Genomic DNA, 24,205 nt, shown 5'->3' on the forward strand with positions numbered 1-24,205 from the left:
AAAATCCGAATCATGTTTCCGCCCTACTGGCGGTCCGCTCAGCTCAGGGTTTCGAGGCGGATGCGGGTGACCTTGCTGATCACCGCCGGCAGATTCTCGATCTTCTCGATCGCCGCGATGATGTTCTTCTCGCGGGTCTGGTGGGTGAGCAGGATGATGTCGAGGTTGACCTGGTCGCCCGGCTCCTTTTGCAGCACCGCGTCGATCGAGATGCCGGCGTCGGCCAGGATGCGGGTCAGGTCGGCCATCACGCCGAGCTGGTCCTTTACATAGACGCGCAGGTAGTAGCTGGTGGTGATCTCGGCCATCGGCATGATGGCGACGTCGGTCATCTCGTTCGGCTGGAAGGCCAGGTGCGGCACGCGGCAGTAGGGGTCGACGGTCGCCAGGCGGGTCACATCGACCAGGTCGGCGATCACCGCCGAGGCGGTCGGTTCGGAACCGGCGCCCTTGCCGTAGTAAAGCGATGCGCCGACGGCGTCAGCCTGCACCAGCACCGCGTTCATCGCGCCTTCCACGTTGGCGATCAGGCGCGCCGCCGGTATCAGGGTCGGGTGCACGCGCAGCTCGATGCCCTCGCCGCTCTCGGTACGGGTGCGGCGCGTGATGCCCAGCAGCTTGATGCGGTAGCCCAATTGCTCGGCGTAGCGGATGTCGCGCGCCTGCAGCTGGCTGATGCCCTCGATATACGCCTTGTCGAACTGCACCGGGATGCCGAAGGCAATCGCCGACATGATGGTGAGCTTATGGGCCGCATCCACGCCTTCGATGTCGAAGGTCGGGTCGGCTTCGGCATAGCCCAGCTCCTGCGCCTGTTTCAGCACGGTAGCAAAGTCCAGGCCCTTCTCGCGCATTTCCGACAGGATGAAGTTCGTGGTGCCATTGATGATGCCAGCCACCGATTCGATACGGTTTGCGGTCAGGCCCTCGCGCAGCGCCTTGATGATCGGCACCCCGCCTGCCACGGCCGCTTCAAATGCGACCGTCACGCCCTTTTCCTGGGCGGCAGCAAAGATCTCGTTGCCGTGCAGCGCCAGCAGCGCCTTGTTGGCGGTGACCACGTGCTTGCCGTTGGCGATTGCCTTCAGCACCAGCTCGCGCGGCAGCTCGTAGCCGCCGATCAGTTCGACGACGATGTCGATGTCCGGATTGTTCACGACCAGGAACGGGTCGCCCACGACTTCCACGCCGGCGCCGACGATCCCGCGCGCCTTGTCGAGGTTGCGCGCCGCCACCATCGTAATCTCGATACCGCGGCCGGCGCGGCGGCGGATATCCTCCTGGTTGCGTTGAAGAACGTTGAAGGTGCCGGCGCCGACGGTGCCGATGCCCAGGAGGCCTACTTTGATGGGTTTCATGATCTCGATTTTCGTTAATCGGCTTAACGCGCGTGGCGTCGCCGGTAACCGTCCAGGAAGCGCGCGATGCGGTCGCAGGCATCCGTCAGGTCGTCGGAATTAGGCAGGAACACCAGCCGGAAATGGTCCGGTGCGATCCAGTTGAAGCCGGTGCCTTGCACCAGCAGCACTTTTTCCTCGGACAGCAGTTCGCAGATGAACTGCTGGTCGTCCGTGATCGGGTACATCTTCGGATCGAGGCGGGGGAACATGTACAGCGCCGCTTTTGGCTTGACGCAGGACACGCCCGGAATATCGGTGAGCAGCTTGTGCGCGAGGTCGCGCTGTTTCAGGAGGCGTCCACCGGGGCCGACCAGGTCGGCGATGCTCTGGTAGCCGCCCAGCGCGGTCTGGATCGCATACTGACCCGGCGCATTGGCGCACAGGCGCATCGACGCCAGCATGTTCAGGCCCTCGATATAGCCCTTCGCGTGGCGCTTTTCGCCCGACACCACCATCCAGCCGGCGCGGTAGCCGCAGGAGCGGTAGTTCTTCGACAGGCCGTTCAAGGTAAGAAACAAGACGTCGTCGGCCAGCGAGGCGATCGAGACGTGCTCTTCGCCGTCGTACAGGGTCTTGTCGTAGATCTCGTCGGCGTAGATGATCAGGCCGTGCTGGCGCGCCAGTTCGACGATCTCGAGCAGCACCTCGCGGTGGTACAGGGCGCCGGTCGGGTTATTCGGGTTGATGACGACGATCGCGCGCGTGTTCGGCGTGATCTTCTTGCGCATGTCCTCGATGTCCGGCAGCCAGCCGCTCTGCTCGTCGCACACGTAGTGCACCGGGTTGCCGCCGGCCAGGCTCACCGCCGCGGTCCACAGCGGGTAGTCCGGCGCCGGCACCAGTACTTCGTCGCCGTTGTTCAGCAGGCCCTGCATCGCCATGACGATCAGTTCCGACGCGCCATTACCCAGATAGATGTCGTCGATGCCGACGCCGGCGATGTTCTTGCCCTGGGTGTAGTGCATGACCGCCTTGCGCGGCGCAAACATGCCTTTCGAGTCGGTATAGCCGGCCGCGCCGTGCATGTTGCGGATCATGTCGTGCACGATCTCGTCGGGCGGATCGAAACCGAACACGGCCAGGTTGCCGATGTTCAGCTTGATGATCTTCTGGCCGTCGTCTTCCATCTGCCGGGCCTTTTCCAGGGCCGGGCCACGGATTTCATAGCAGACGTCGTCCAGCTTGTTCGATTTCAGGATCGGTCGCAAGGGGTCCCCTGTTCTGTGGCGCTATGTTGCAGTGCGAAAAATACCATTCTGCCGAAAGCGCCCAATTTAAGCAACCTCGCCTCTCGCGGTTACAATGGCCGCTTCCATCTCAATGCAAATGCGCGATACGATGAAGCTCCATTCCGACAATACCCAGCAGTACCAGACCGTCACCGGCTACGACGCCAGCGGGGTCGAGATCAACGCCCAACGCTTCAACTACAGCCTGACCGTGATGCCGGAAATGCTGCCGCGTCCGTGGAATGTGGCGCGTTTCGAAGACCTGAGCGCCGCCCACTTCGAGGAAATCGCAAAGGATGCGCCGGACGTCGTGGTGCTCGGCACCGGCGAACGCCAGCGCTTCGTCCATCCGAAGCTGGTCGCCAGCCTGTCCGCGATGCACGTGGGCGTGGAAAGCATGGACAGCCAGGCCGCCTGCCGTACCTATAACGTGCTGATGGGCGAAGGCCGCAAGGTCACGCTGGCCCTGATCATTCCACCCGCGGCCTGAGTTTTTCGGGCGGCCCGGCCTTTCCGCCCAGGCGGCGGCGGGCCCGCTTGCGCCCGGCCAGCCCATACTAATCACGACATGAATCCATCGGCTTTTGCCTTCATCATCACCGGCGTCATCCTGAACGCGGCCGCCCAGCTCCTGCTCAAGGCCGGCACCAACGCCCTCGGCGGCGCCATCCACCTCACCCGCGACAACTGGTTCGTCACAGGACTGAAGGTCGCGACCCAATGGCCGATCGTGCTGGGCATGCTGTGCTACGGCATCTCGCTGGTGGTCTGGATTTTGGGACTCTCGCGCACTGACGTCACCGTCGCCTACCCGATGCTCTCGCTGGGCTACGTAATCGGCGCCATCGGCGCCTGGATGTTCCTGGGGGAAGTCATTTCACCGCAACGCATGCTCGCGCTCGGCGTTATCGTGCTGGGCGTGGTCCTGCTGGCCCGCAGTTAGGCGGCGGCGCCAGGAAAACATCGTTGCCAAACAAGCAGTTAAGCCAGCCAGGGCACCATGTTGTAAAAAATGCCGACAATAATTTCATCTTGGCATCTTGAAAAAATGGCATAGCCGACCCATATCGCGTTCCAGAACCCATCCATACAGGACTGGCGAGAGAAGGCGGCCCCGATTATCATTCTGGTATCCGCTCCTGCTTCGCCGGGACCGGTAGTGAACGCCGCCATGACACGCCAGGAGAATCCCGTGGCCGAGAGCCCAACTGCAGCAACCGTCGAGAATTTTTCCGCGCCCATGACCAGCGGCCAGACCTTCGAGCTGGCCGGCCGTCCCGCGAAGTACACCGTGCTGTACTTCTACCCGAAGGACAACACGCCGGGCTGCACCACCGAAAGCATCGCCTTCCGCGAGGCCTATCCGGAAATCCAGGCCGCCGGCGCCGAAATCTATGGCATCAGCCGCGACTCGCTGCGCTCGCACGAGAACTTCAAGGGCAAGCTCGGCCTGCCCTTCGAACTGATTTCCGATCCCGAGGAAGCGGTGTGCAACCAGTTCGCTGTCATGAAGATGAAAAACATGTATGGCAAACAAGTGCGCGGCGTTGAGCGCAGTACGTTTATCATTGACGCTAACGGCCGATTGGTGAAAGAATGGCGTGGCGTGAAAGTCAACGACCACGTGGCTGAAGTGCTGGAATTTCTGAAGAGCCAGCCCTGAATAACGGATGGCTCCAGCAACCCAGTTCCTGTAACTTTGCTGGACATTGCCACCTATTTTGAGTCACAGAGCATCTCATCAGCATCACTCTCCCGACTGCCGCCGGACCGGCATCCTCCGGCTGCAGCTCAACCCGCAGCACCACCCTCAAGTAGCATCGTTTCCGTGCAGCGGCGCGCCCCGTGCTGCGCCCGCGCGTCCATCCAAGAACTTTTTCGAATCGAGAACCTGATGCCACTGCCAAAAATGCCTAGCAAGCCAGCGACCATGCTGCTGGCCAAAGATTACCCGAAAGCCGAACCGGGCAAGTCGCCCGTGCGTCCCGTGTCCGCCAAGGCCGACGCCGACCTCGAAGAACTGATCAGCGGCCAGGCCGTGCCCACGCCGAAGGCGAGCAAGGCGCGCAAGGCCAAGACCGCCCCGGCCGCGAACGACGCCGTCGCCGCCGGCGTGACCGGCACCGCACCGGTGAATGCCGTCAACGCCCCGGCCGCCGAAGCGCCAACGGGCGAAGCGCCGCTGGCGAAAGGTCCGGCCCGCAAGTCGAAGGACGGCGTCGGCGCGCGCCTGCGCGAGACCGATGCCGACCAGCCGCATCCGGTCAAGCACAAGCCGGTCGAAGTCACCGTCAAGTCCTCCACCAGCCGCAAGGCCGACAAGGCCGGCGCCGGCAAGGTCTTCGTGCTCGACACCAACGTGCTGATGCACGACCCGACCTCGCTGTTCCGCTTCGAGGAACACGACGTCTACCTGCCGATGATGACCCTGGAGGAGCTCGACAACCACAAGAAGGGCATGTCGGAAGTCGCGCGCAATGCCCGCCAGGTGGCGCGCACCCTCGACGCCCTGATCGCCAACGTCGACGACGATGCGATCGAAGCCGGCATCCCGCTGGCCAAGCTGGGCAACAAGGATGCACGCGGCCGCCTCTACTTCCAGACCAACCTGGATTCCGCCCCGCTGCCCGAAGGCCTGCCCGAGGGCAAGGCCGACAACCAGATCCTGGGCGTGGTGCGCGCGCTGGAAGACAAGATGGCGGGCCGCGCCATCGTGCTGGTGTCGAAAGACATCAACATGCGCATCAAGGCGCGTGCGCTGGGCCTGCCGGCCGAGGATTACTTCAACGACCATGTGCTGGAAGACACCGACCTGCTGTACTCGGGCATCGTCCAGCTGCCGGATGATTTCTGGAACAAGCATGGCAAGGACATGGAGTCCTGGCAGGAGAACAAGAACGGCAGCTCGGCCACCTACTACCGCGTGACCGGCCCCGTGATTCCGACCCTCCTGGTGAACCAGTTCGTGTTCATCGAGCCGCAGAATGGCGAAGCGCCCTTCTATGGTCAGGTGAAACAGATCAACGGCAAGACGGCCGTGTTCCAGACCCTGCGCGACTACAGCCACAACAAGAACAATGTGTGGGGCATCACGGCGCGCAACCGCGAGCAGAACTTCGCGCTCAACCTCCTGATGAATCCGGAGTGCGACTTCGTCACCCTGCTCGGCCAGGCCGGTACCGGTAAAACCCTGCTGGCGCTGGCCGCTGGCCTGGCGCAGGTGCTGGAAACCAAGCAGTACAACGAGATCATCGTCACCCGTGTCACCGTGCCGGTCGGCGAAGACATCGGCTTCCTGCCGGGCACCGAGGAAGAGAAGATGTCGCCGTGGATGGGAGCGTTCGACGACAACCTGGAAGTGCTGATGAAGTCAGACAGCGACGGCGGCGACTGGGGCCGCGCTGCGACCCAGGACCTGATCCGCTCGCGCATCAAGATCAAGTCCCTGAACTTCATGCGTGGCCGTACGTTCGTGAACAAGTTCCTCATCATCGACGAGGCGCAGAACCTGACGCCGAAGCAGATGAAGACCCTGGTCACGCGCGCCGGCCCGGGCACCAAGATCCTGTGCCTCGGCAACATCGCCCAGATCGACACGCCGTATCTGACCGAAGGTTCGAGCGGCCTGACCTATGTGGTCGACCGCTTCAAGGGCTGGAGCCACAGCGGCCACGTCACCCTGGCGCGCGGCGAACGCTCGCGCCTGGCGGACCACGCCAGCGACGTGCTGTAAGCCTGTTTCGTCCCCACCCAAAACGCTCGCTTGCAAAAGCGGGCGTTTTTCATTTGAGCCCTGTATTCGTCACGCATGATCTTCTTACTCAAACTGCTGCTCGTCCCTTCCCTGATCGCCCTCGTCACCCTGGCAGGCCGCCGCTGGGGACCGCTGGTGGCCGGCTGGCTGTCCGCCTTTCCCATCGTCGCCGGGCCGATCCTGCTGGTGATCGCACTGGAACAGGGCCCCGCCTTTGCCGCCGCGGCCAGCGCCAACACGCTGCTGGCCGTACTGGCCATCCTCGTCTTCAGCATCGCCTATGCGCGCTGCGCCCATCTCGGCATGCCGCGCGCGATGACGGCCGCCCTGCTGGCCTACGCGCTGGCGGTGCTGGTCCTGAAAAGCCTGTCCCTGCCGCTGTGGGCCGGTTTCATCGCCGTGGTGGGCGCGCTGCTGGTGGCGCCACGCCTCTTTGGGCCGGCACCAGGGCAGGCAGGGAGCGGCAAGCCTGCCAACGACCTGCCCTGGCGCATGCTGGCCGGCGCCCTGCTGTCCCTGAGCGTGACCTATGCGGCATCCAGCCTGGGGCCGCGCCTGAGCGGCCTGTTCGCCATGTTCCCCGTGATGAGCACGGTGCTGGTCGGCTTCTCGCACCGCTCGAGCGGTCCCGGCTTCGCAGTGGCGCTGCTGCGCGGCATGGTGAATGGCTACTATGCCTTCGCCGTATTCTGCGTGGTGCTGTCCCTGCTGCTGCGCGCGCAGGGCATCGGCCTGTCCTTCCTGGCGGCCACCATGGCCGCGCTGGCCGTGCAACTGGGCGTGCGCTGGCTGGTCCAACGACACAATGAAAAAACTTTGCGCGCCGCAGCGTGCCAGCCGTCGGCAGCCAGCTTAGAATAGCCGGGTTCAATCCACCGAGGAGGGATTCCGATGCCGCACATGCTGTTGATCCACGAACCCATCGGCCAGCGCGCCACCCGCAACGAGCTTGAAGGCCGTGCCACCTATGAGCGCATGCTGCGCTGGCGCGACGACCTGCGCAGCCGCGGCCTGCTGCTGGCAGCGGAATCGCTGGCCAACCAGGACAAGGCGGTGCGCGTCACGGTCCCCGCGGGCAAGGCGCGGATCGTCGACGGTCCGTTTGCCGAGGCCAAGGAAATGGTGGGCGGCTTCTTCCTGGTGAACGTCGACACGCGCGAGGAAGCGATCGCACTGGCCCAGCAGTGCCCGGCGGCCGAGTGGGCGACGGTGGAAGTGCGCGCCCTGGCCCCGTGCTACGAGCAGTAAGGCGGACGGCCGGAAAATAAGTCCGGCAGCGATGTCGAATCCTGTCCTTCCTCTTCGTCGTAGGGATGAAAGCAGCCAACACGCTTTCATCCAGACCACCAGGAGACCGACATGCGCTTCATGATCATCGTCAAGGCCACCGCCGACACGGAGGCCGGCATCTTCCCCGGCGAACCGCTGTTCGCCGCGATGGCCGAGTACCACCAGGAGCTGGCCCGGGCCGGCGTCCTGTTAGATGCCAACGGCCTGCGTCCCAGCCGCGACGGCTGGCGCATCCGCTACCAGGAAGGCCGCCGCAGCAGCACCGACGGGCCCTTCGCCGAAACCAAGGAGCTGATCGCCGGCTATACCCTGATCCAGGTGCGTTCGCGCGAGGAAGCGATGGAGTGGTCGCGCCGCTTCCCCGCCCCGCACGGTGAATTCGCCAACGCCGAGATCGAAGTACGCCAGCTGTACGAACCGGGCGACCTGCCCTGCTGAACAAGGAGACCGCCATGAACAAGCAGATCTACGTGAACCTTCCGGTCAAGGACCTCGAGCGCAGCAAGGCTTTCTTCAGTGCGCTCGGCTTCGGCTTCAACCCGCAGTTCACTAACCAGGACGCCGCCTGCATGGTCATCAGCGAAGACATCTACGTCATGCTGCTGACCGAAACTTTCTTCAAGGGCTTCACGCCGAAGGCGATCTCGGACGCGCGCAAGAGCACCGAGGTGCTGCTGTGCCTGTCCTGCGACAGCCGCGCCGCGGTCGACGACATGGCCGCCAAGGCCAGGGCCGCCGGCGGCAACTGGCCGAATGCGCCCAAGGACCATGGCTTCATGTACCAGCACGGCTTCGAAGACCTCGACGGCCACATGTGGGAGCTGGCGTACATGGAGGGCATGCCGGAACAGGCGCTCGACGCCGCGGACGCGGACGTCGCCATTTGATGAACGCCGAGGTCGAACGCAGCATCGCCGCGGTCTGGCGCATCGAATCGGCCAAGATCGTGGCGGTCGTCGCGCGCATGGTGCGCGACGTCGGCCTGGCCGAGGAACTGGCCCAGGACGCGCTGGTGTCGGCCCTCGAGCATTGGCCGCAACAGGGCATCCCGGACAAGCCCGGCGCCTGGCTGACGACCACCGCCAAGCATGCCGCGCTCGACCGCCTGCGGCGCGACCGCGTGCTCCAGCAGAAGCTGGAGCAGATCGGGCTCGACCTCGAAGCCCAGGAGGCTCTGATCGTGCCCGATTTCGTCGATGGCCTGGACGCCGCGCGCAACGACGTCATTGGCGACGACCTGCTGCGCCTGATGTTCACCGCCTGCCATCCGGTGCTCTCGCTCGATGCGCGCCTGGCGCTCACGCTCAAGCTGCTGGGCGGCCTGTCGACCCAGGAGATCGCGCGCGCCTTCCTGGTGCCCGAGGCCACCATGGCCCAGCGCATCGTGCGCGCCAAGCGCACCCTGGGCGAGGCCGGTGTGCCCTTCGAACTGCCGCCGCCCCAGGAACTGGGCGAGCGCCTGGGCGCGGTGCTGGAAGCGGTCTACCTGATCTTCAACGAAGGCTATACCGCCACTGCGGGCGAAGACTGGATGCGCCCCGCCCTGGCGGACGAAGCGCTGCGCCTCGGGCGCATGCTGGCCGAACTGGCCCCGAGTGAACCGGAAGCCCACGGCCTGGTGGCGCTGATGGAACTGCAGGCCTCGCGCATGGGTGCGCGCCTGGATGCCGAGGGGCGCCCGGTGCTGCTGCTCGACCAGGACCGCTCGCGCTGGGACGGCGTGCTGCTCCGGCGCGGCCTGGCGGCTTTGGAACGCGCGGCGCGTTTGCAGCAGCCGCGCGAGCCCTACGTGCTGCAGGCCGAGATCGCGGCCTGCCATGCGCGCGCCCATGTGGCGGACAGCACCGACTGGCACGCCATCGCCGCGCTGTACGGCGAACTGGCGCAAGTCCAGCCCTCGCCTGTGGTCGAACTCAACCGCGCGGTGGCGGTCGGGATGGCCGACGGCCCCGCCGCCGGCCTGGCGCTGGCCGACGCGCTGGCGCTGGAGGGCAAGCTGGACGGCTACCATTGGCTGCCGAGCGTGCGCGCCGACCTGCTGTCCAAGCTGGGCCGCGTCGAGGAAGCGCGCGCCGAATTCGAACGCGCCGCCGCCATGACGGCCAACGGCCGCGAACGCGAACTGCTGCTGGCGCGCGCCCGCGCCCAGCGCTCCTGATAGTAAAAAAGCCCCGTGGCCGGTGGCGCACGGGGCTTGTTGAATTGCAGCGCTGAGCTTCAGCGCACGATGCAGTCGGCGCCCTGTTCCTGGCCTGCAGCAGGCCCGTTGCCGGCCAGCGGCCCGCCGGCGCCCGCGTCGAACGAGGGCGGCGGCACGAACTGCAGGTTGGTGTTGGGCGGTACGATCACCGGCGCCTGATTCGCGTTCGGCACGTAGCCGAACTGGCCGGCCTGGAAGCCGAGCGCGCCGCCGTTGTTGGTCACGATGATGGCGCCGTCGGTCACCGACAGGTGCAGGCCAGGGGGCAGCGCCGGCGGCGCGCCGGATGCCGGCAGCTTCGGCGCGGCTTCCTGCGCGGCCGGCGCCACGTACTGCACCACGAAGGTGGTGCCGCGGATGCCGATGGTCGCGTTCGGGGTCTTCAGCGAGAACTTCTCCTTGTTGCGCTTGCCCATCAGGCCGGTGATCGAGCGCAGGCCGCCCTTCACCAGGCTGTAGCTGGCGCTGTCCGCGTCCGGCTTGCCCTCGTCGAACGAGAAGTTCTCGACCTTGAAGGTGGTGCCGGGACGCAGCGTGATCTCGCTGTTGTCGATGAACTTGATCTGGGCGTAGGTGTTCTTTTCCGACACCAGGGTGTCGCCGCTTTCGATCTCGGACTTGAGCGCCAGTACCTTGACGCTGCCGTCCGCCTTCTTCGCCATCAGCGGGCCGCTCAGGCGCGCCACCACGCCGGCGACCTGCGCGGCCCAGGCCGCGTTGCCGACCGTGAGCAGCGCCGCGAACAGCAGCGCGCCCAGCGCCCGCTGCACCGGATTAGTTGCAATACATTTTTGAGGCTGGCTTTTCATTCTTTACTCCGGTGTTCGTACCTGCGGCCGGGCCGGCCTGATTCTCCGACTGCTCGGATGGCTTGCCGCCGCCCTCGCCGCCCTTGCTGCCGTCCGGCGTGCCGGCGGCGCTCGATCCCGCCGGCGCCTTGGCCTGCGATGCCGGGGAACGCGAATTGAGCAGCTCCACGGTGGTCTGCTGGACCTGGGCCACCGGCTTCTTCGATTCGCCGCCGCCCTGGGTCGGGGCCGGATTGAACACGGCGCACTTCGGATCGGTCGGATGGGTGCTGCAGAAGTCCGGCTTGGGCAGCACCGCCACGCAGCCTTCCAGGTTCGGGTTGACCGCGCACTGTTCCAGCTTCGGCAGCTGCACCGAGCAGCCCTGCAGGGTCGGGCTGCCGATGCACTGCTGCAGGGTCGGCAACACTGCCTGGCAGCCGGCCGTGCTCTTGTCGTTCACGCACTGCGACAGGGTCGGCAGGATGCCGCTGCACGACGGATCGCTCGGCTTGACCAGGCAGGCATCGAAGGTCACTTTCAGCACCGCTGCGCAACCTTCCTTGCCCGGCGTGACTTTGCAGACCGAGAGCTCCGGCAGGCGCGCCGCGCAGCCGCTGGCGCTCGGGTTGGCCACGCAAGCCAGGAACTCGGCGCGTTCGATCACCGGCGCGCAGCCGTACAGGCTGCCGTCCTTGCGGCAGCTATCCAGCGGCGGCAGGGTCTCGCCGCAACCGCTCGCGCCCGGGTTCTTGATGCAGGCGGCGATGGCTTCGCGTTCGGCGATGACCGGCGCGCAGCCGTAGGTATCCGGCGACTTCTCGCACACGCCCCATACCGGCAGCGTGGCGCCGCAGCCTTCGGCCTTCGGCGTCCGGATGCATTGGGCGATGGCTTCGCGTTCGGCGATGACCGGCGCGCAGCCGTAGGTGTCCGGCGCCTTTTCACACACGTTCCAGACCGGCAGCGTGCTGCCGCAGCCCTCGCCCTTCGGATTGCGGATGCATTGGGCAATGGCCTCGCGCTCGGCGATGACCGGTGCGCAGCCGTAGGTGCCCGGCGTCTTTTCGCATACGCCCCATGCCGGCAGGATCGCCTCGCAGCCCGAGGCTTTCGGGCTCACGATACATTCGCGCACCAGTACCGCGCCGCAACCGAGTTTGGTCGGGTCGTCGCGGCAAGTCTGCGGCTGCGGCAGCACGGCGCGGCACTGCGGCGTTTCGGGGGTGCCGATGCAGTCACGCGCAGCCTGCTCGATCACGCCGTTACAGCCCGGGGCATTCGGATTGGCCAGGCAGGTGTCGAGCGGCGGTTTCGGATCCGGCTCTGGGTCCGGCTTCGGCTCTTCGTTCGGCTTGGTCCTGGTGATCGACAGCTTGCCCGGGTCGGCGACCTGCACACTGCCGTCGGGGGCGGTGACGGTGCCGCCGGTCAGGCTGACGCTGCCCGACGTCGATTTCACCAGGCCGGCGCCGCGGATGATCAACGGGCCGTCGTCGGCCGCGATCAGGGTCACGTTGCCGCTTTCGGTGCTGACCTTGCCTTCGATGGTCAGCGGGCTATGGGTGTGCAGGCGGATGTTGCCGCTGCCGGTGCGCACGCCCTGCTTGCCGCTCGGGGTGGCCGCGACGGTCAGGCCGCCGGTGGTCTCGATCGCGATCGCACCAGCATTGGCCTCGCCTGCCTGCACCACGTCGTCCAGGATCAGGATGCGGTCGTTGAGGACGTTGATCGGAGCGCGGCCGCTCGCGGTGTTCACCGCGCTCAGCCGGCCGGTGCTGGTGCGCAGCGCACTGGTGGTTTCACCGATGCCGCCGCGCGAGCGCAGGTCCATCGATTCGGCCTTGTACATGCCGGCGCCGTAGATGCTCGCGGCATCGATTACCAGGTCCTTGCCAGCCTCGATGTTGAGGTCGGCGCGCAGGGCGTCGCCCCTCAGGTTCATACCGTATGCCGACTGCAAGCCCGAGATGCCGCCGACCGTGCCGACCTTCAGGTCGCCGCTCCAGCGGAAGATCATGCCCTTTTGTTCCTCGTCGCCGCCGGTGGCCCTGCCGGCCAGCGTGCTGACCTGGTTCACGGCCAGCATCTCGACCCTGCTCCCTTCCACCACCAGGGATGGCGCTTTCACCAGGGTGCCGCTGTCCTGGTAAAGCTCACCCTCGGCGCGCAGGCTCAGGGAGTTGCCGGCTTCGATCCGGGTGCTCAGCGACGTCCCCTCGGTATCGTAGGGGTTGCGGCGAATCTGGATGCCGCCGCTGGCGGCGGTGATGGCGATGTCGTCGCCCTTGAGCTGGCCCGAAATCTGGGTCTGGTCGGCGCCCAGGATGCTGATCTTGCTGGCGGTGAGCACGCCGGAGGTGGTGACCGCTGCGGCGGAACCGAAGGACTCGTGCAGCGTGCCGATGAACTGGCTGTCCGAACCGGTCAGGGTGACCGGTGCGTTGATGTTGATCGAGTGCCTGGTATCGATGACCAGGTTACCGGCCATGCGCAGTTCCTGGTCGATGCTGATCAGGCCGTTGTGGGCGCTGCTGCCGATGTTGATCTCGTAGGCGCCGAAGCTGCCGAGGCGCTGCGGGTCCAGGCCCAGCGTGAACGTGGGCGCACTGCCGCGCAGGTAGATGGGGCGATCGTTGTCGAAGGGGTTGAACGATATCACTGGCAGCACGTCGTTCACGCCGCCGATATGCCCGGCGAGCGTCATGCGGTTCGACTTCAGGTCGATGTAGTTGGGGCTGGCCAGCGAGCCGCCGGCCATGATCGTGATGCTGTCCTTCGCGCGCAGGTCGATGCTGCCGCCGCTCGAGCTCACCGCCGCGCCCACCGTCATCGTCTTGCCTGCCTCGGCGCGCACATTGTGGTCCACGACGAGGTCTTCGCGAAAGTCCAGCTTGTCGGTGGCCTGCAAAACGATGTCGGCATTGGTCGCCTTCAGGCTGTCCGCCCGGATGTAGGTGGTATCCAGTTCCGGTTCGCTGAGGCTGGCGCCGACGACGAGGTTGGTCGGATCGATCAGCCAGGTGCCGGTACGCTGGCCGCCCGCATCCACGCGGATGCCGTCGATGGCAAGCTGGCGGCCCGAGGTTTCGACCAGGCCGCCGTTGCCGCCCCCGGCGCCGCGCGCCGAAATGCTGCCGGCCGCCGTGGTGGCGCCGTCCGACCACAGCACGACCTTGCCGCCCTTGCCCGCTTGCGTCGCGTCGGCGCGGATCACGGCATCCTTGCCGAAGGAAGTCTGCTGCGCGTTCGGCAGGGCCGGGTTCTTGCCCTGGTAGTCGCCGCCCACGAGGACGGTGCCGCCCTGGGTGGCGCCGCTGGCGTCCACCTGCGCGTTGCCGGCGATGGCCACGCGCTCGCCCAGCAGCTGGACTTCGCCGCCCGTGCCGGCACCGATCGCGCTGGTGACGCTGCCCTGTTCGAGCACGGCTTCCTTGCTGGCCTTGAGGATAATCTTGCCGTCCTGGCCGACCACCGCGCTGTTGGCATTGACCACGCCGCGCTGGTTCACCAGCGCGCCATAGATGCCGATGCGGCCGCCGCTGGCGACGACCTGGCCCAGGTTGATGGCCTGGTCGCCCGGCGCCGACACGACCACGGTCAGGTCGGGATTGCTGGAATCGACCAGCTGCACGCTGCGGCCGGCGGCCAGCACCATCTGGCCGTTCGGGGCCGAGATGATGCCGGTGTTCTCGACGTTCGGCGCCACCAGGAAGACCTTGCCGCCGCTTGGCGTGGTGATCATGCCTTCGTTGCGCACGCTGCCGGCCACATTGTTCCCGCCCGGGCCGGCCGTGAAATTCTTTTTCCCGGCCAGGAAGTCGGCGTCGCTCATGTTCAGCGTCGAGGCCACCAGGCCGTTCACGTCCACGCGCGCGTTCTGGCCGAAGACCACGCCGTTCGGGTTGATCAGGAAGACCTTGCCGTTCGACTGCAGCGCGCCGAGGATGCGGCTCGGGTCCTGCCCATTGACTCGGTTCAGGACCGCGCTGTCGCTGCTTTGCTGGATGAAGCGGGTGATCTCGCCGGCGTTCACCGAGAAGCTCTGCCAGTTGATGATGGCGCCCGGTGTGTTCGTGATCGAGAACACGTTGCCGTCCTGAGAGAAGCTGGCCTGCCCGGCCACCACCTTCGGCAGCGTCGGCGCGGCGTGCGCCACACTAAGAGCGCCTAACAAAACCCCGAGGGCAAGGCGCATTGTCGAAGACAGTACGCTAGTACGGCGAGACGATGCAACGCAGCCATCGGGGGAATTGTTAGGCGCTCTAAAGCAGGCAGCGACGCACAGCGCCGCCCTGGATAAACGAATCAAGCCGTTTCTCATCTATTCTCTCCTAGTAGGCCAGGCCGACGCGCACGTGCAGCCTGTCCTTGTCGGCGCCGTTCAGGGCGCCTTCTTTCACTACCTTGCCGTAATCGACTTGCAGGTTCAGGCTACTGCCCACCGAGAAGCGCAGGCCGACGCCGGCGCCGGCGATCGTGGTGCTGCGCAGTTCACCCGGCAGCGCCTTGTTGCGCTTGCCGTAGGCCGTGTCGTAGAAGCCCAGCAGGCGGCATTGCCAGCCGCTCCTGGTGCAGAAGTTCGGGGTGTAGGCTTCCAGGTTCAGGCCCAGGCCGGAATCGGCCGCCAGGGCGCGTTCGTCGAAGCCGCGCACGCTGGTCGAGCCGCCGGCGCCGAACTGCTCGCCCGGCACCAGGGCGTCCGGCGAATACTGGCCGTTGGCCAGCACGCGCGTCAGCCAGTCGCTCGAGCCGAGCGCGCGGCTCCAGGCGGCGGCCAGGCGCAGCGCGCTGTAGCCGGCCTTGGCGCCGGCGCGCGCGGCCGTGAAGTCTTCCTGCGAACCGCGCGATCCGCCCGGGATGTTGCGCAGCACGCTGAGCGCGAAGTTGGCTTCGCCGTTATCGAGCGCCACGCGGCCCTGGTAGCCGATGCTCAGCGGGCGTACCGTGACGTCGTTGCCGAAGTCCTGGTTGAAGAACAGCACGCTGTTCTTGTAGGCCTTGACTTCCAGGCCGGCGATGAAGCGGCCTTCCAGCTCGCGTCCACCCAGGCTGCGCTTGGCCAGCACTTTGGTGTAGCGCGCGCCGTAAACGGCGCCGCGGCCGCTGACGGCAAGGTCGAACAGGCCGGCGCTGACCACGCCGGTGTCGACGTCGGAATAGCTGGCGTACAGGTCGAGCGCCGCGCCCTGCGCATACAGCGGCACGTGGTAGCCCAGGCCCCACACCGCGACCTGGGACGGCTCTTCCACGGTGGTGGTGTATTGCAGGCTGGCGACGTGATCGCGTCCCCCCAGGTTCGCATGCTGCAGCACCACGCCGGCGTGGGTGCGGCCGGTATCGTGGGTGCCGGTGTTGTCGAAGTTGGCCATCACCGACCACGGGGACTCGTCGACCACCTCGATGCGCGCATCGACCGTCTCATCGCGCTCACCGCTGCCCAGGCTTAGCTTGACCTTCTTCGCGGGGTTCTCGTTGGCCAGCTTCAGGTTGGCCGACACGCGGGTCAGGTTCGGCGTTTCGCCTTCACGCAGGGCCGGCAGGCTGCGGCGGATGTTCTCGACGCTGAAGGCGCGGTTGCCTGCGACCGTGACCTTGCCAATTTTCGTCTGCTGGACGTTCAGGCGCACCACGCCGCCGTTGAGCTCCTGCTCGGGCAGCTGCACCGTCACCACGTTGTAGCCGCGTGCATGGTACAGCGCCTCGAGCGCCTCCAGGGCGCGTTGGACGTCGCCGAAGTCGCGGTTCTTGCCGGTAAACGGCGCGACCGCCGCATCGACTTCGGCGGCGGACAGCAGTGTGTTCCCGGTCACGTCGAAGCGCGTGACCTCGAAGCGGACGATGTCGTCCTGGGCCCAGGCACTGCTGACGGCCATGGCAAGCACTGAGCCTGCAAGCAGGCGCGCAAAGCGTTGTTTCATCGGATTTGCTTTAAAAATTGTTGTTTTTATAAGGTTGTCTTATGAATCTGTAGAGGAAGACCATGCTCGACGGGCAGTTTATCGAGCTTTTTGTTGCAGTGGAGAAAAATTGCGGCGAGAGGGAGAACTTCCCCCATGGGAAGGGGGAATGCCCGGCCTATTCCGTTGTTTGAACGACACAGCCATCCTGCATAGGATTTACTTGGTGTCGAAGGTGGTTACGCCATCCCAGTCCAGGCCTGGCGGATGGCTGCGGTAATGGGCGATGCGCTCCAGGTAGAGGGCGTACAGGCCGCGCTCCGGATTGGCCGCGGCCAGCGCTTCGATGGCCTGCTGCGCCGCGTCCCACTGTTGGGAACGCACCAGGGCCAGCGCCGCATCCCACTGCCCCAGCTCCTCAATGACGGCGGGCGCCAGCTCGCCGGGTTTGCCGAGCGGCTCGAAGATCGCGACCGGCTCGTTCTTGCCCTTCACCCGCACCAGGTCGAGTTCGCGGTAGACGAATTCCGGCGCGGCCAGGCGCGTCGCCACCCCGACCGCGATGCCGACGCCGTAGACCTTGGTGATGCCTTCCAGGCGCGAGCCGAGGTTCACGGCGTCGCCCATCACGGTATAGGCCCGGCGGATTTTCGAGCCCATGTCGCCGACGTGCATCAGGCCCGAGTTCAGGCCGATGCCGATCCTGAGCTCCGGCCAGCCGCGCGCCAGGAAGTCGCGGTTCAGGCGCGCCGCGCTCTCCTGCATCAGGAGCGAGGTCGCCACCGCGCGGCTGGCGTGGTCGGGGAAGCTGACGGGCGCGCCCCAGAAGGCCATCACGGCGTCGCCGATGTACTTGTCGAGCGTGCCCTGGTGGCTGGAACGGATGTCCTCGGACATCGCGGTGAGATACAGGTTGATGTACTCGCGCAGCTCCTTCGGCGAGAGGCCCTCGGAGATGGTGGTGAATCCGCGCACGTCGACGAACATGACGGTCAGCTCGCGGCTCTCGCCATCCATGTTGTAGGCTTGCGGGTCCTCGGCCATCTTTTCGACCAGCTCGGGCGCCACGTATTCGCCGAAGCGGGTGACCAGCGCCCTGCCCTTGCGGAACTCGAAGAAGTAGCCCCAGGCGAGGTTCAGCACGAACAGGGACGCGACCAGGAGCAGGCAGATGAAGACGTTCAGGACCAGGTCGTGTTCCGTGTACGCGTACCAGTTCAGCCAGCCGGTGGCGACGAAGACGCCGGATGCGAGCAGCACCGACCAGGCGGGGGCCAGGGCCGGCAAGGTGAAGGTCAGCACCAGTCCCACGGCGACCACCAGGCAGGCCTCGAGGGCCTCGGCAACCCCTGGACGGACCTTGAAGCGCCCGTCGATCATCGACTTGATCATGTTGGCGTGGATCTCGACCCCGGGATACTCGGCGTTCACCGGCGTCGCGCGCAAGTCCAGCAATCCCGGCGCCGTGGTACCGACCAGCACAATCGTGCCCTCGAGCACCTCCTTCGGCACCTTGCCCTTCAGGACATCACTGGCCGAGACATAGCGAAAGGCTCCGCCCTCCGGCCCGCCACTACCGCGAAACTGGACGGTGGACGTCATTCGGTAGCCCACCGGGAAGCGGACTACCCCGGCCTTGCTGGTGAACAGCTGAATCGTGTCGAAGTCGGAGGCGTCGCGCTGGGACTGGGACATCTCGTCCTTGTTCGTGTCGAGGACCGGCTTGACCGCCCGGGCGTCGAGGAAGGCCGCCATCGTGGCCAATGAAAGCGATGGATAGTAGCTGTCCCCGATGCGGAAGAGCACCGGCGACGAGCGCACCAGACCATCCGCATCCATCACGGCCGTGAACACGCCGGCGCCGGCCGCGGCCTGCTGGAGGCGCGCGATGTTGGCCTCGTAGCCTTCGCCGCTATGCGCATAGGCTTCGCGGCCGTTCAGGAAATCGGTATCGAAATACGGTGCGGGCAGCACGCCTTTGGTCTGGCTGCCCGACAGGTTGAAGCCGAGCACCACCGGCCGCCCTTTCATGGACGCCGCAAACATGCCGTCATAGTCCAGCGCCGGCTTGAGTCGCGCGAGCTGGTCATGCAGCGCAGGCACTTCTTTCAGCTCCGTTCCGGCCAGGCGTTCCAGCACCTCATAGCCTGAGCTGGTATCCGGCTCCGGGAACGAAATGTCGAAACCGACCACGCCCACCTCGTAATGGCGCGTCAACTGGTCGACCAGCTTGGCCAGCACGTTGCGGCTCCACGGAAAGCGTCCCACTTCGGTCAGGCTCTTGCTGTCGATGTCGACAATCACGATGCCGGGCTCGAGCTCGAAAGGCTCGAGGCGCATGCGCATGTCCGCGATGATGGTGTCCTGTCGCTCGATGGTATGGCTGGTCCAGTCGCCGCGGACGTACAACACGGCGGCAAGCGTCAGCAGTAGCCCGAGCGCCCAGCGCGCCCCATACCGGGAAAAAGCCTGGCGAAGACGTTTCATCGCAACTGCGGGAACCTAGGGCCGGTAACCCGGGATCTGCGACTCGTCGATCTCGTCGATCTGGTGCGCGTCCATGTTCTTGTGCGCGAACTGCAGGTAGACGCGGTTGCGCACGAAAATGTCGAACAGGTCCGGATCGATGTGGCCGTTGAGCGCGAACTTGCCGAGGATGTGCAGCGACTCGGACAGCTTCTTGCCCTTCTTGTAGGGGCGGTCGCAGGCGGTCAGCGCCTCGAAGATGTCGGCGATCGCCATGATGCGCGCCGGCACCGACATCTGTTCCTTCGTCAGGCCTTTCGGATAGCCCTTGCCGTCCATGCGCTCGTGGTGGCCGCCCGCGTATTCCGGCACGTTCTTCAGGTGCTTCGGCCACGGCAGCGACTCCAGCATGCGCACGGTGACGTCGATGTGGTTGTTGATGATCTTGCGCTCGTCGTCGGTCAGGGTGCCGAAGCGCACGGTCAGGTTGCGCACTTCGTCGTCCGACAGGAAGGCCTCTTCCCGTCCATCCGGCCCGGTCCAGCGGTACGCGGCGATGCGGCGCACGCGCTCCTGGTCTTCGGCCGACATGCCTTCGCCGCCGACGTTGGCGTGGCGCAGGAAGTCGCGGTCGGCCTTGATACGCGCCTGTTCCGACTGCAGGCGGTCCTCGATCGCCTCCGCATTCGCGCCCGGCTCGATTCTCGCGCGCAGCGCGCGGATTTCGCAGTCGCGCAGCAGCACCTCGAAGCGCGTGTCCACCAGGTGGATGCGATCAAAAATGGTTTCCAGCTTGGTCGACTTGTCGACCACGTGCACGGGCGTGGTGATCTTGCCGCAGTCGTGCAGCAGGCCGGCCAGCCACAATTCCTTGCGGTCGGCGTCGGTCATGCGGAACCCGGCCAGCGGGCCGTGGGGGGTGGCGTGCACCGCCTCGGCCAGCATCATGGTCAGCTCGGGCACGAACTGGCAGTGGCGGCCGGTGTAGGGCGACTTTTCGTCGATGCCGATGTTGATCAGGTTGACCAGCGCTTCCAGCAGGTTCTCGAGCTGCTGGATCAGGAGCTGGTTGGTCAGCGCCACCGCCGCCTGCGCCGCCAGGGCTTCGATGAAGCGCTGGTCGGTCTGGGTGAACACGCAGATCTCGCCGGTCTCGGGATTCTTGGCGTTGACCAGCTGGAGCACGCCCACCAGTTCGCCCTCGTGGTCGGTCATCGGTACCGTGAGGATCGACTGCGAGTGGTAGCCGAAGGCGGTGTCGAAGGAGCGCATGCCCGAGAAGTTGAAGACGTCGGCCTTGTAGACGTCTTCGATGTTCACCGACTGGTTGAAGTTGGCCGCATAGGCCGCCACCGACGCGATGTTCTTGTTGCCGTAGTTGTCGTAGAGCGGCACCGGCGCGATGTCGATCGGCTTGCCGCTGACGCCACCCTGGTAGATGTCGAGGGTGTCGTTGATCGAGATGTGGAAGCACAGGCTCTTGCGGTCCTCGCTCGGGCGGTACAGGGTGCCGCCGTCGGCGTCGGTCATGTGCTTGGCCACGCGCAGGATGCGGTCGAGCAGCGCGGCGGTATCGTGCGTGTCTCCCAGCGCCACGCTGACTTCCGTAAGCTGGTGCAGGCGTTGCGCGATTTGTGTGGGATTCAGCTCTTGCATGATGGTTCGGCCGGGAGGGACGCCGTATGCATGAGGCTAGAGCATATGCACACGGAAACTTATTTGCCAGTTGGTAATTTCCGAAAGTTTAGCTTTGTTACGACCTGGTGTATATGGGACGTGGGTGGAAGTGTCGAAAAATTACAATTTTGGGACGCTTTTCAGGACAATGCCGCTATCATGATCGATGTTCCAAAATAACAAAGACAGATAGTCCGGCTGGGAGTACCAATGAAATTCCGCTTCTGGGGGGTGCGAGGTTCGATACCGTCCCCAGGTCCTCGTACCGCGCGCTACGGCGGCAACACCACCTGCATCGAAGTTCGCAGCGACGACGGCACCCTGATCATCCTCGACGGCGGAACCGGCCTGTTCCCGCTGGCGCAGCACCTGCTCGCCTCGCCGCCGCGTCCGCCCATCCAGGCCAACATCTTCATCACCCACAGCCACTGGGACCATATCCACGGCCTGCCCTTCTTCACGCCCCTGTTCATCAAGGGCAGCCGCGTGCGCCTGCACGGCGCCTATGACCCGGTCACCCGCAGCGGCATCGAGCACGTGATGGGCGTGCAGCTGCAGAACAGCTACTTCCCGGTCAGCGAAACGCAGATGGGCGCCACCATCGAATACCGCACCCTCGACATCGGCGCGCCGATCGAAGTGGGCGATGCGGTGGTGGGCAACGTCCTGATGAACCACCCGGTCACCAACCTCGGCTACCGCATCGCCTGCAATGGCCGTTCGCTGTTCTTCACCGGCGACCACGAGCCCTGGCACAACCCCTATCCACCGGGCGACTCGGCCTTCGACGCCTTCGAACAGCACCTGCACGAGCGCCAGCGCGCCATCGACGCCGCGATGGAAGGCGTGGACGCCCTGATCGTCGACTGCTCCTACACCCGCGAGGAATACCCAGCCAAGGCCGGCTGGGGCCACGGCACCTTCGACGCCGCCATCGAGATGGCGCTGCGCGTCGGCGCGCGCGCCCTGTACTGCACCCACCACGAACCGACCCGCAGCGACGACGAGCTCGAAGCCGCCTTTGCCGCGGTCACCGCGCGCTACCGCGACCGCCTCGGATCGCTCGAGGTCCACCTGGCCTTCGAAGGCCTGGAGGTGGCGCTCTGATGAACGAGGCCATGGGTGGTCCCGCTCCCGCACGCGCGCAGGACGACACAGCCGGCCAGCTGGTCTTCCTCCGCAAGCTGCAGGCGATCACCAACCGTATCCACGCCACCGCCCGGGTCGAAGAGATCATGCTCGACCTCGGGCTGGATTTCTGCGACCTGCTTGACTGCGACCGCTTCACCCTGTACGCGATGGCGCCCGACAAGGAACACATCGTCTCGCGGGTCAAGACCGGCCTGACCACCGTGCGCGAGCTGCGCCTGCCGCTCGGCCCGGCGTCGATCGCCGGCTATGTGGCCCAGACCCGCCAGGCGGTCGCGATCGCCGACGTCTACGACGAGGCCGAACTGCGGCGGATATCGCCCGCGCTGCAGTTCCAGCGCGGCGTCGACCAGCGCACCGGCTACCGCACCCGCGAGATGCTGGTCGCGCCCCTGCAGGACGCTCTTGGAGAGCTGCTGGGCGTGGTCCAGTTCATCAACCACCGCGGTGGCGGTCCCTTCCCGGCGCGCGCGATGGAGGCGGTGCGCCAGCTGGGAGAGACCCTGTCGGTAGCGCTCAGCCAGCGCCTCGCTCCCCAGCGCATGCGCGGCAAATACGACGCGCTGGTCCGGGAAGCCCTGCTGAGCCAGGAAGAACTGGAGCAGGCCGGGCGCCGCGCGCGCGAGCGCGATGCCGACCTCGAAGACGTGCTGGAAGGCGAGCTGCACGTGCGCCGAGCCGCCATCGGCGCGGCGCTGGCCGTCTGGTTCAAGCTGCCCTACGAACCCTTCCGGCCGGAGCGCGTCAAGCCGGTCGACCTGCTGCGCAACCTCAAGGCGCAGTATGTCGAGGAGAACGGCTGGCTGCCGCTCGAGGACGGCCCCAACGGCCTGGTGGTGCTGGCAGTGGACCCGGAGCGCACCGCGGCCAGCCGCATCGTCGGCCAGCTGTTCCCGAAAGCGAAGGTCAGCTGGCGCGTCACCACGCGCGCCGAATTCCGCCAGACCCTGGAAGCCTTCTTCGGCACCGGCAGCAGCAGCGAAACCGTGGGCGAGCTGCTGTCGGGGTTGGAAGACGACGAGGACCACGAGTCCTCGGCGGACATCTCGGAGGCGGTCGAGAACGAACTGGTGCGCCTGCTGAACAAGGTCATCGTCGACGCCTACCGCCAGGGCGTGTCGGACATCCACATCGAGCCGCAGCCGGGCAAGGGCAAGACCGGCATCCGCTTCCGCAAGGACGGTGTGCTGGTGCCCTACATCGAAATTCCGTCGAGCTACCGCAATGCGCTGGTGGCGCGCATCAAGATCATGTGCGACCTCGACATCTCCGAGCGCAGGAAGCCGCAGGACGGCAAGATCCGCTTCAGGAAGTACGGCCCGCTCGACATCGAGCTGCGGGTGGCGACCATCCCCTCGGCCGGCGGCGTCGAGGACGTGGTGATGCGCATCCTGCAGGCTGGCGAACCGATTCCCCTTAGCAAGCTCGGGCTGAGCGACTACAACCTCGGGCGCCTGCTGCCGGCGATCGAAAAGCCCTATGGCCTGTTCTTCGTGTGCGGCCCTACCGGCTCGGGCAAGACCACCACCCTGCATTCGATCCTGCACCACCTGAACACGCCGGAAACCAAGATCTGGACCGCCGAGGACCCGGTGGAGATCACGCAGAAAGGCCTGCGCCAGGTGCAGGTCAACCGCAAGGCGGGGCTGGACTTCGCCAGCGTCATGCGCGCTTTCCTGCGCGCCGACCCGGACGTGATCATGGTCGGCGAGATGCGCGACAAGGAAACCGTCAGCACCGGCATCGAAGCCTCGCTGACCGGCCACCTGGTGTTCGCCACGCTGCACACCAACAGCGCGCCCGAATCGATCGTGCGCCTGCTCGACATGGGGATGGACCCCTTCAATTTTGCCGATGCCCTGCTGGGCATCCTCGCGCAGCGCCTCGCGCGCCGCCTGTGCACGACCTGCCGCCAGTCCTACTCACCGGACCCTGCGGAAGTGGAGGCACTGCTGGCGGAGTATTGCGAAGACCTGCGCGGGACCGCGTCGCACCAGGCTGATCCCGAGGCGGCGCGCAACCGGATTCTCGATGCTTGGCGCCAGCGCCACGGCGATGCCGATGGCCGCTTCACCCTGTACCGCGCGGTCGGCTGCGACGACTGCAACAAGGGCTACCGCGGCCGCATCGGCCTGCACGAGCTGATGCTCGGCAGCGATGCCGTCAAGCGCCTGCTCGTCGAGCACAGCCGGGTGTCAAGCCTGCTCGACGCGGCGCTCGACGACGGCATGCTGACCCTGAAGATGGACGGGATCGAGAAAGTGTTTGCCGGCCTCACCGATATCAAGATGGTCAGGGCGGTTTGTATCAGGTAGTACCCCTTCAAACCTTCCATTCAAGACAGGAGAAGTT

The 24,205-nt window shown here is 65.8% G+C and carries 18 protein-coding genes; 11 read left to right on the forward strand and 7 right to left on the reverse strand.

Annotated elements, in window-relative coordinates:
• Nucleotides 1–38: 38 nt before the first annotated feature.
• On the reverse strand, nt 39–1,358 hold the full coding sequence (locus LK542_RS10150; RefSeq protein WP_227799097.1) for a homoserine dehydrogenase: 1,320 nt from the start codon (nt 1,356–1,358) through the stop codon (nt 39–41).
• Nucleotides 1,359–1,381: 23 nt separating this feature from the next.
• Entirely contained in the window at nt 1,382–2,608 is a 1,227-nt protein-coding gene (locus LK542_RS10155; RefSeq protein WP_227811814.1) for a pyridoxal phosphate-dependent aminotransferase, read from the reverse strand.
• A gap of 130 nt (nt 2,609–2,738) precedes the next feature.
• Here LK542_RS10155 and LK542_RS10160 point away from each other — a divergent pair, with 130 nt between their 5' ends.
• From LK542_RS10160 to LK542_RS10200, 9 genes are all read left to right on the forward strand, one after another.
• Nucleotides 2,739–3,119, forward strand: coding sequence for an Mth938-like domain-containing protein (locus tag LK542_RS10160; protein WP_227811815.1), 381 nt, complete (start codon nt 2,739–2,741; stop codon nt 3,117–3,119).
• A 78-nt stretch (nt 3,120–3,197) separates the two neighbouring features.
• Complete coding sequence (locus LK542_RS10165; RefSeq protein ID WP_227799100.1) at nt 3,198–3,572, forward strand: SMR family transporter; 375 nt, start codon at nt 3,198–3,200, stop codon at nt 3,570–3,572.
• A gap of 228 nt (nt 3,573–3,800) precedes the next feature.
• Nucleotides 3,801–4,292 (forward strand): peroxiredoxin, encoded by a 492-nt coding sequence (locus tag LK542_RS10170; protein ID WP_227811968.1) that lies wholly within the window; start codon nt 3,801–3,803, stop codon nt 4,290–4,292.
• A gap of 231 nt (nt 4,293–4,523) precedes the next feature.
• Nucleotides 4,524–6,362, forward strand: a complete 1,839-nt coding sequence (locus LK542_RS10175) for a PhoH family protein (RefSeq protein ID WP_227811816.1) — start codon at nt 4,524–4,526, stop codon at nt 6,360–6,362.
• Nucleotides 6,363–6,437: 75 nt separating this feature from the next.
• Nucleotides 6,438–7,244: a hypothetical protein gene (locus tag LK542_RS10180; RefSeq protein ID WP_227811817.1), complete on the forward strand. Its 807-nt coding sequence runs from the start codon at nt 6,438–6,440 to the stop codon at nt 7,242–7,244.
• Between the two features lie 30 nt (nt 7,245–7,274).
• Nucleotides 7,275–7,631: a YciI family protein gene (locus tag LK542_RS10185; RefSeq protein WP_227811818.1), complete on the forward strand. Its 357-nt coding sequence runs from the start codon at nt 7,275–7,277 to the stop codon at nt 7,629–7,631.
• A 111-nt stretch (nt 7,632–7,742) separates the two neighbouring features.
• Nucleotides 7,743–8,111: a YciI family protein gene (locus LK542_RS10190; RefSeq protein WP_227811819.1), complete on the forward strand. Its 369-nt coding sequence runs from the start codon at nt 7,743–7,745 to the stop codon at nt 8,109–8,111.
• Between the two features lie 14 nt (nt 8,112–8,125).
• Entirely contained in the window at nt 8,126–8,560 is a 435-nt protein-coding gene (locus tag LK542_RS10195; protein WP_227799106.1) for a VOC family protein, read from the forward strand.
• Nucleotides 8,560–9,831 carry an RNA polymerase sigma factor gene (locus tag LK542_RS10200; protein ID WP_227811820.1) on the forward strand — a complete coding sequence of 424 codons (1,272 nt, stop codon included), beginning with the start codon at nt 8,560–8,562 and terminating at the stop codon, nt 9,829–9,831. Before LK542_RS10195 ends, LK542_RS10200 begins: the two co-directional genes overlap by 1 nt.
• 59 nt (nt 9,832–9,890) lie before the next feature.
• On the opposite strand, the gene LK542_RS10205 is transcribed toward LK542_RS10200, so the two are convergent.
• From LK542_RS10205 to LK542_RS10225, 5 genes are all read right to left on the reverse strand, one after another.
• Nucleotides 9,891–10,682 (reverse strand): FecR domain-containing protein, encoded by a 792-nt coding sequence (locus tag LK542_RS10205; RefSeq protein WP_227811821.1) that lies wholly within the window; start codon nt 10,680–10,682, stop codon nt 9,891–9,893.
• On the reverse strand, nt 10,648–14,820 hold the full coding sequence (locus LK542_RS10210; protein ID WP_227811822.1) for a filamentous hemagglutinin N-terminal domain-containing protein: 4,173 nt from the start codon (nt 14,818–14,820) through the stop codon (nt 10,648–10,650). The genes LK542_RS10205 and LK542_RS10210 overlap by 35 nt, the downstream gene beginning before the upstream one ends.
• A gap of 175 nt (nt 14,821–14,995) precedes the next feature.
• The gene (locus tag LK542_RS10215; protein ID WP_227811823.1) at nt 14,996–16,582 is read right to left on the reverse strand and encodes a ShlB/FhaC/HecB family hemolysin secretion/activation protein; all 1,587 of its coding nucleotides are present in this window, start codon (nt 16,580–16,582) and stop codon (nt 14,996–14,998) included.
• A gap of 198 nt (nt 16,583–16,780) precedes the next feature.
• Nucleotides 16,781–19,048: a CHASE2 domain-containing protein gene (locus tag LK542_RS10220; RefSeq protein WP_227811824.1), complete on the reverse strand. Its 2,268-nt coding sequence runs from the start codon at nt 19,046–19,048 to the stop codon at nt 16,781–16,783.
• Between the two features lie 15 nt (nt 19,049–19,063).
• Nucleotides 19,064–20,683 (reverse strand): HD family phosphohydrolase, encoded by a 1,620-nt coding sequence (locus tag LK542_RS10225; RefSeq protein WP_227811825.1) that lies wholly within the window; start codon nt 20,681–20,683, stop codon nt 19,064–19,066.
• 231 nt (nt 20,684–20,914) lie between these two features.
• Here LK542_RS10225 and LK542_RS10230 point away from each other — a divergent pair, with 231 nt between their 5' ends.
• Nucleotides 20,915–21,811: an MBL fold metallo-hydrolase gene (locus tag LK542_RS10230; RefSeq protein ID WP_227811826.1), complete on the forward strand. Its 897-nt coding sequence runs from the start codon at nt 20,915–20,917 to the stop codon at nt 21,809–21,811.
• Complete coding sequence (locus LK542_RS10235) at nt 21,811–24,168, forward strand: GspE/PulE family protein (protein ID WP_227811827.1); 2,358 nt, start codon at nt 21,811–21,813, stop codon at nt 24,166–24,168. Before LK542_RS10230 ends, LK542_RS10235 begins: the two co-directional genes overlap by 1 nt.
• The last annotated feature ends 37 nt before the right edge of the window (nt 24,169–24,205 follow it).

Source organism: Massilia sp. IC2-477, assembly GCF_020707265.1.
Taxonomy (GTDB): Bacteria; Pseudomonadota; Gammaproteobacteria; order Burkholderiales; family Burkholderiaceae_D; genus Telluria.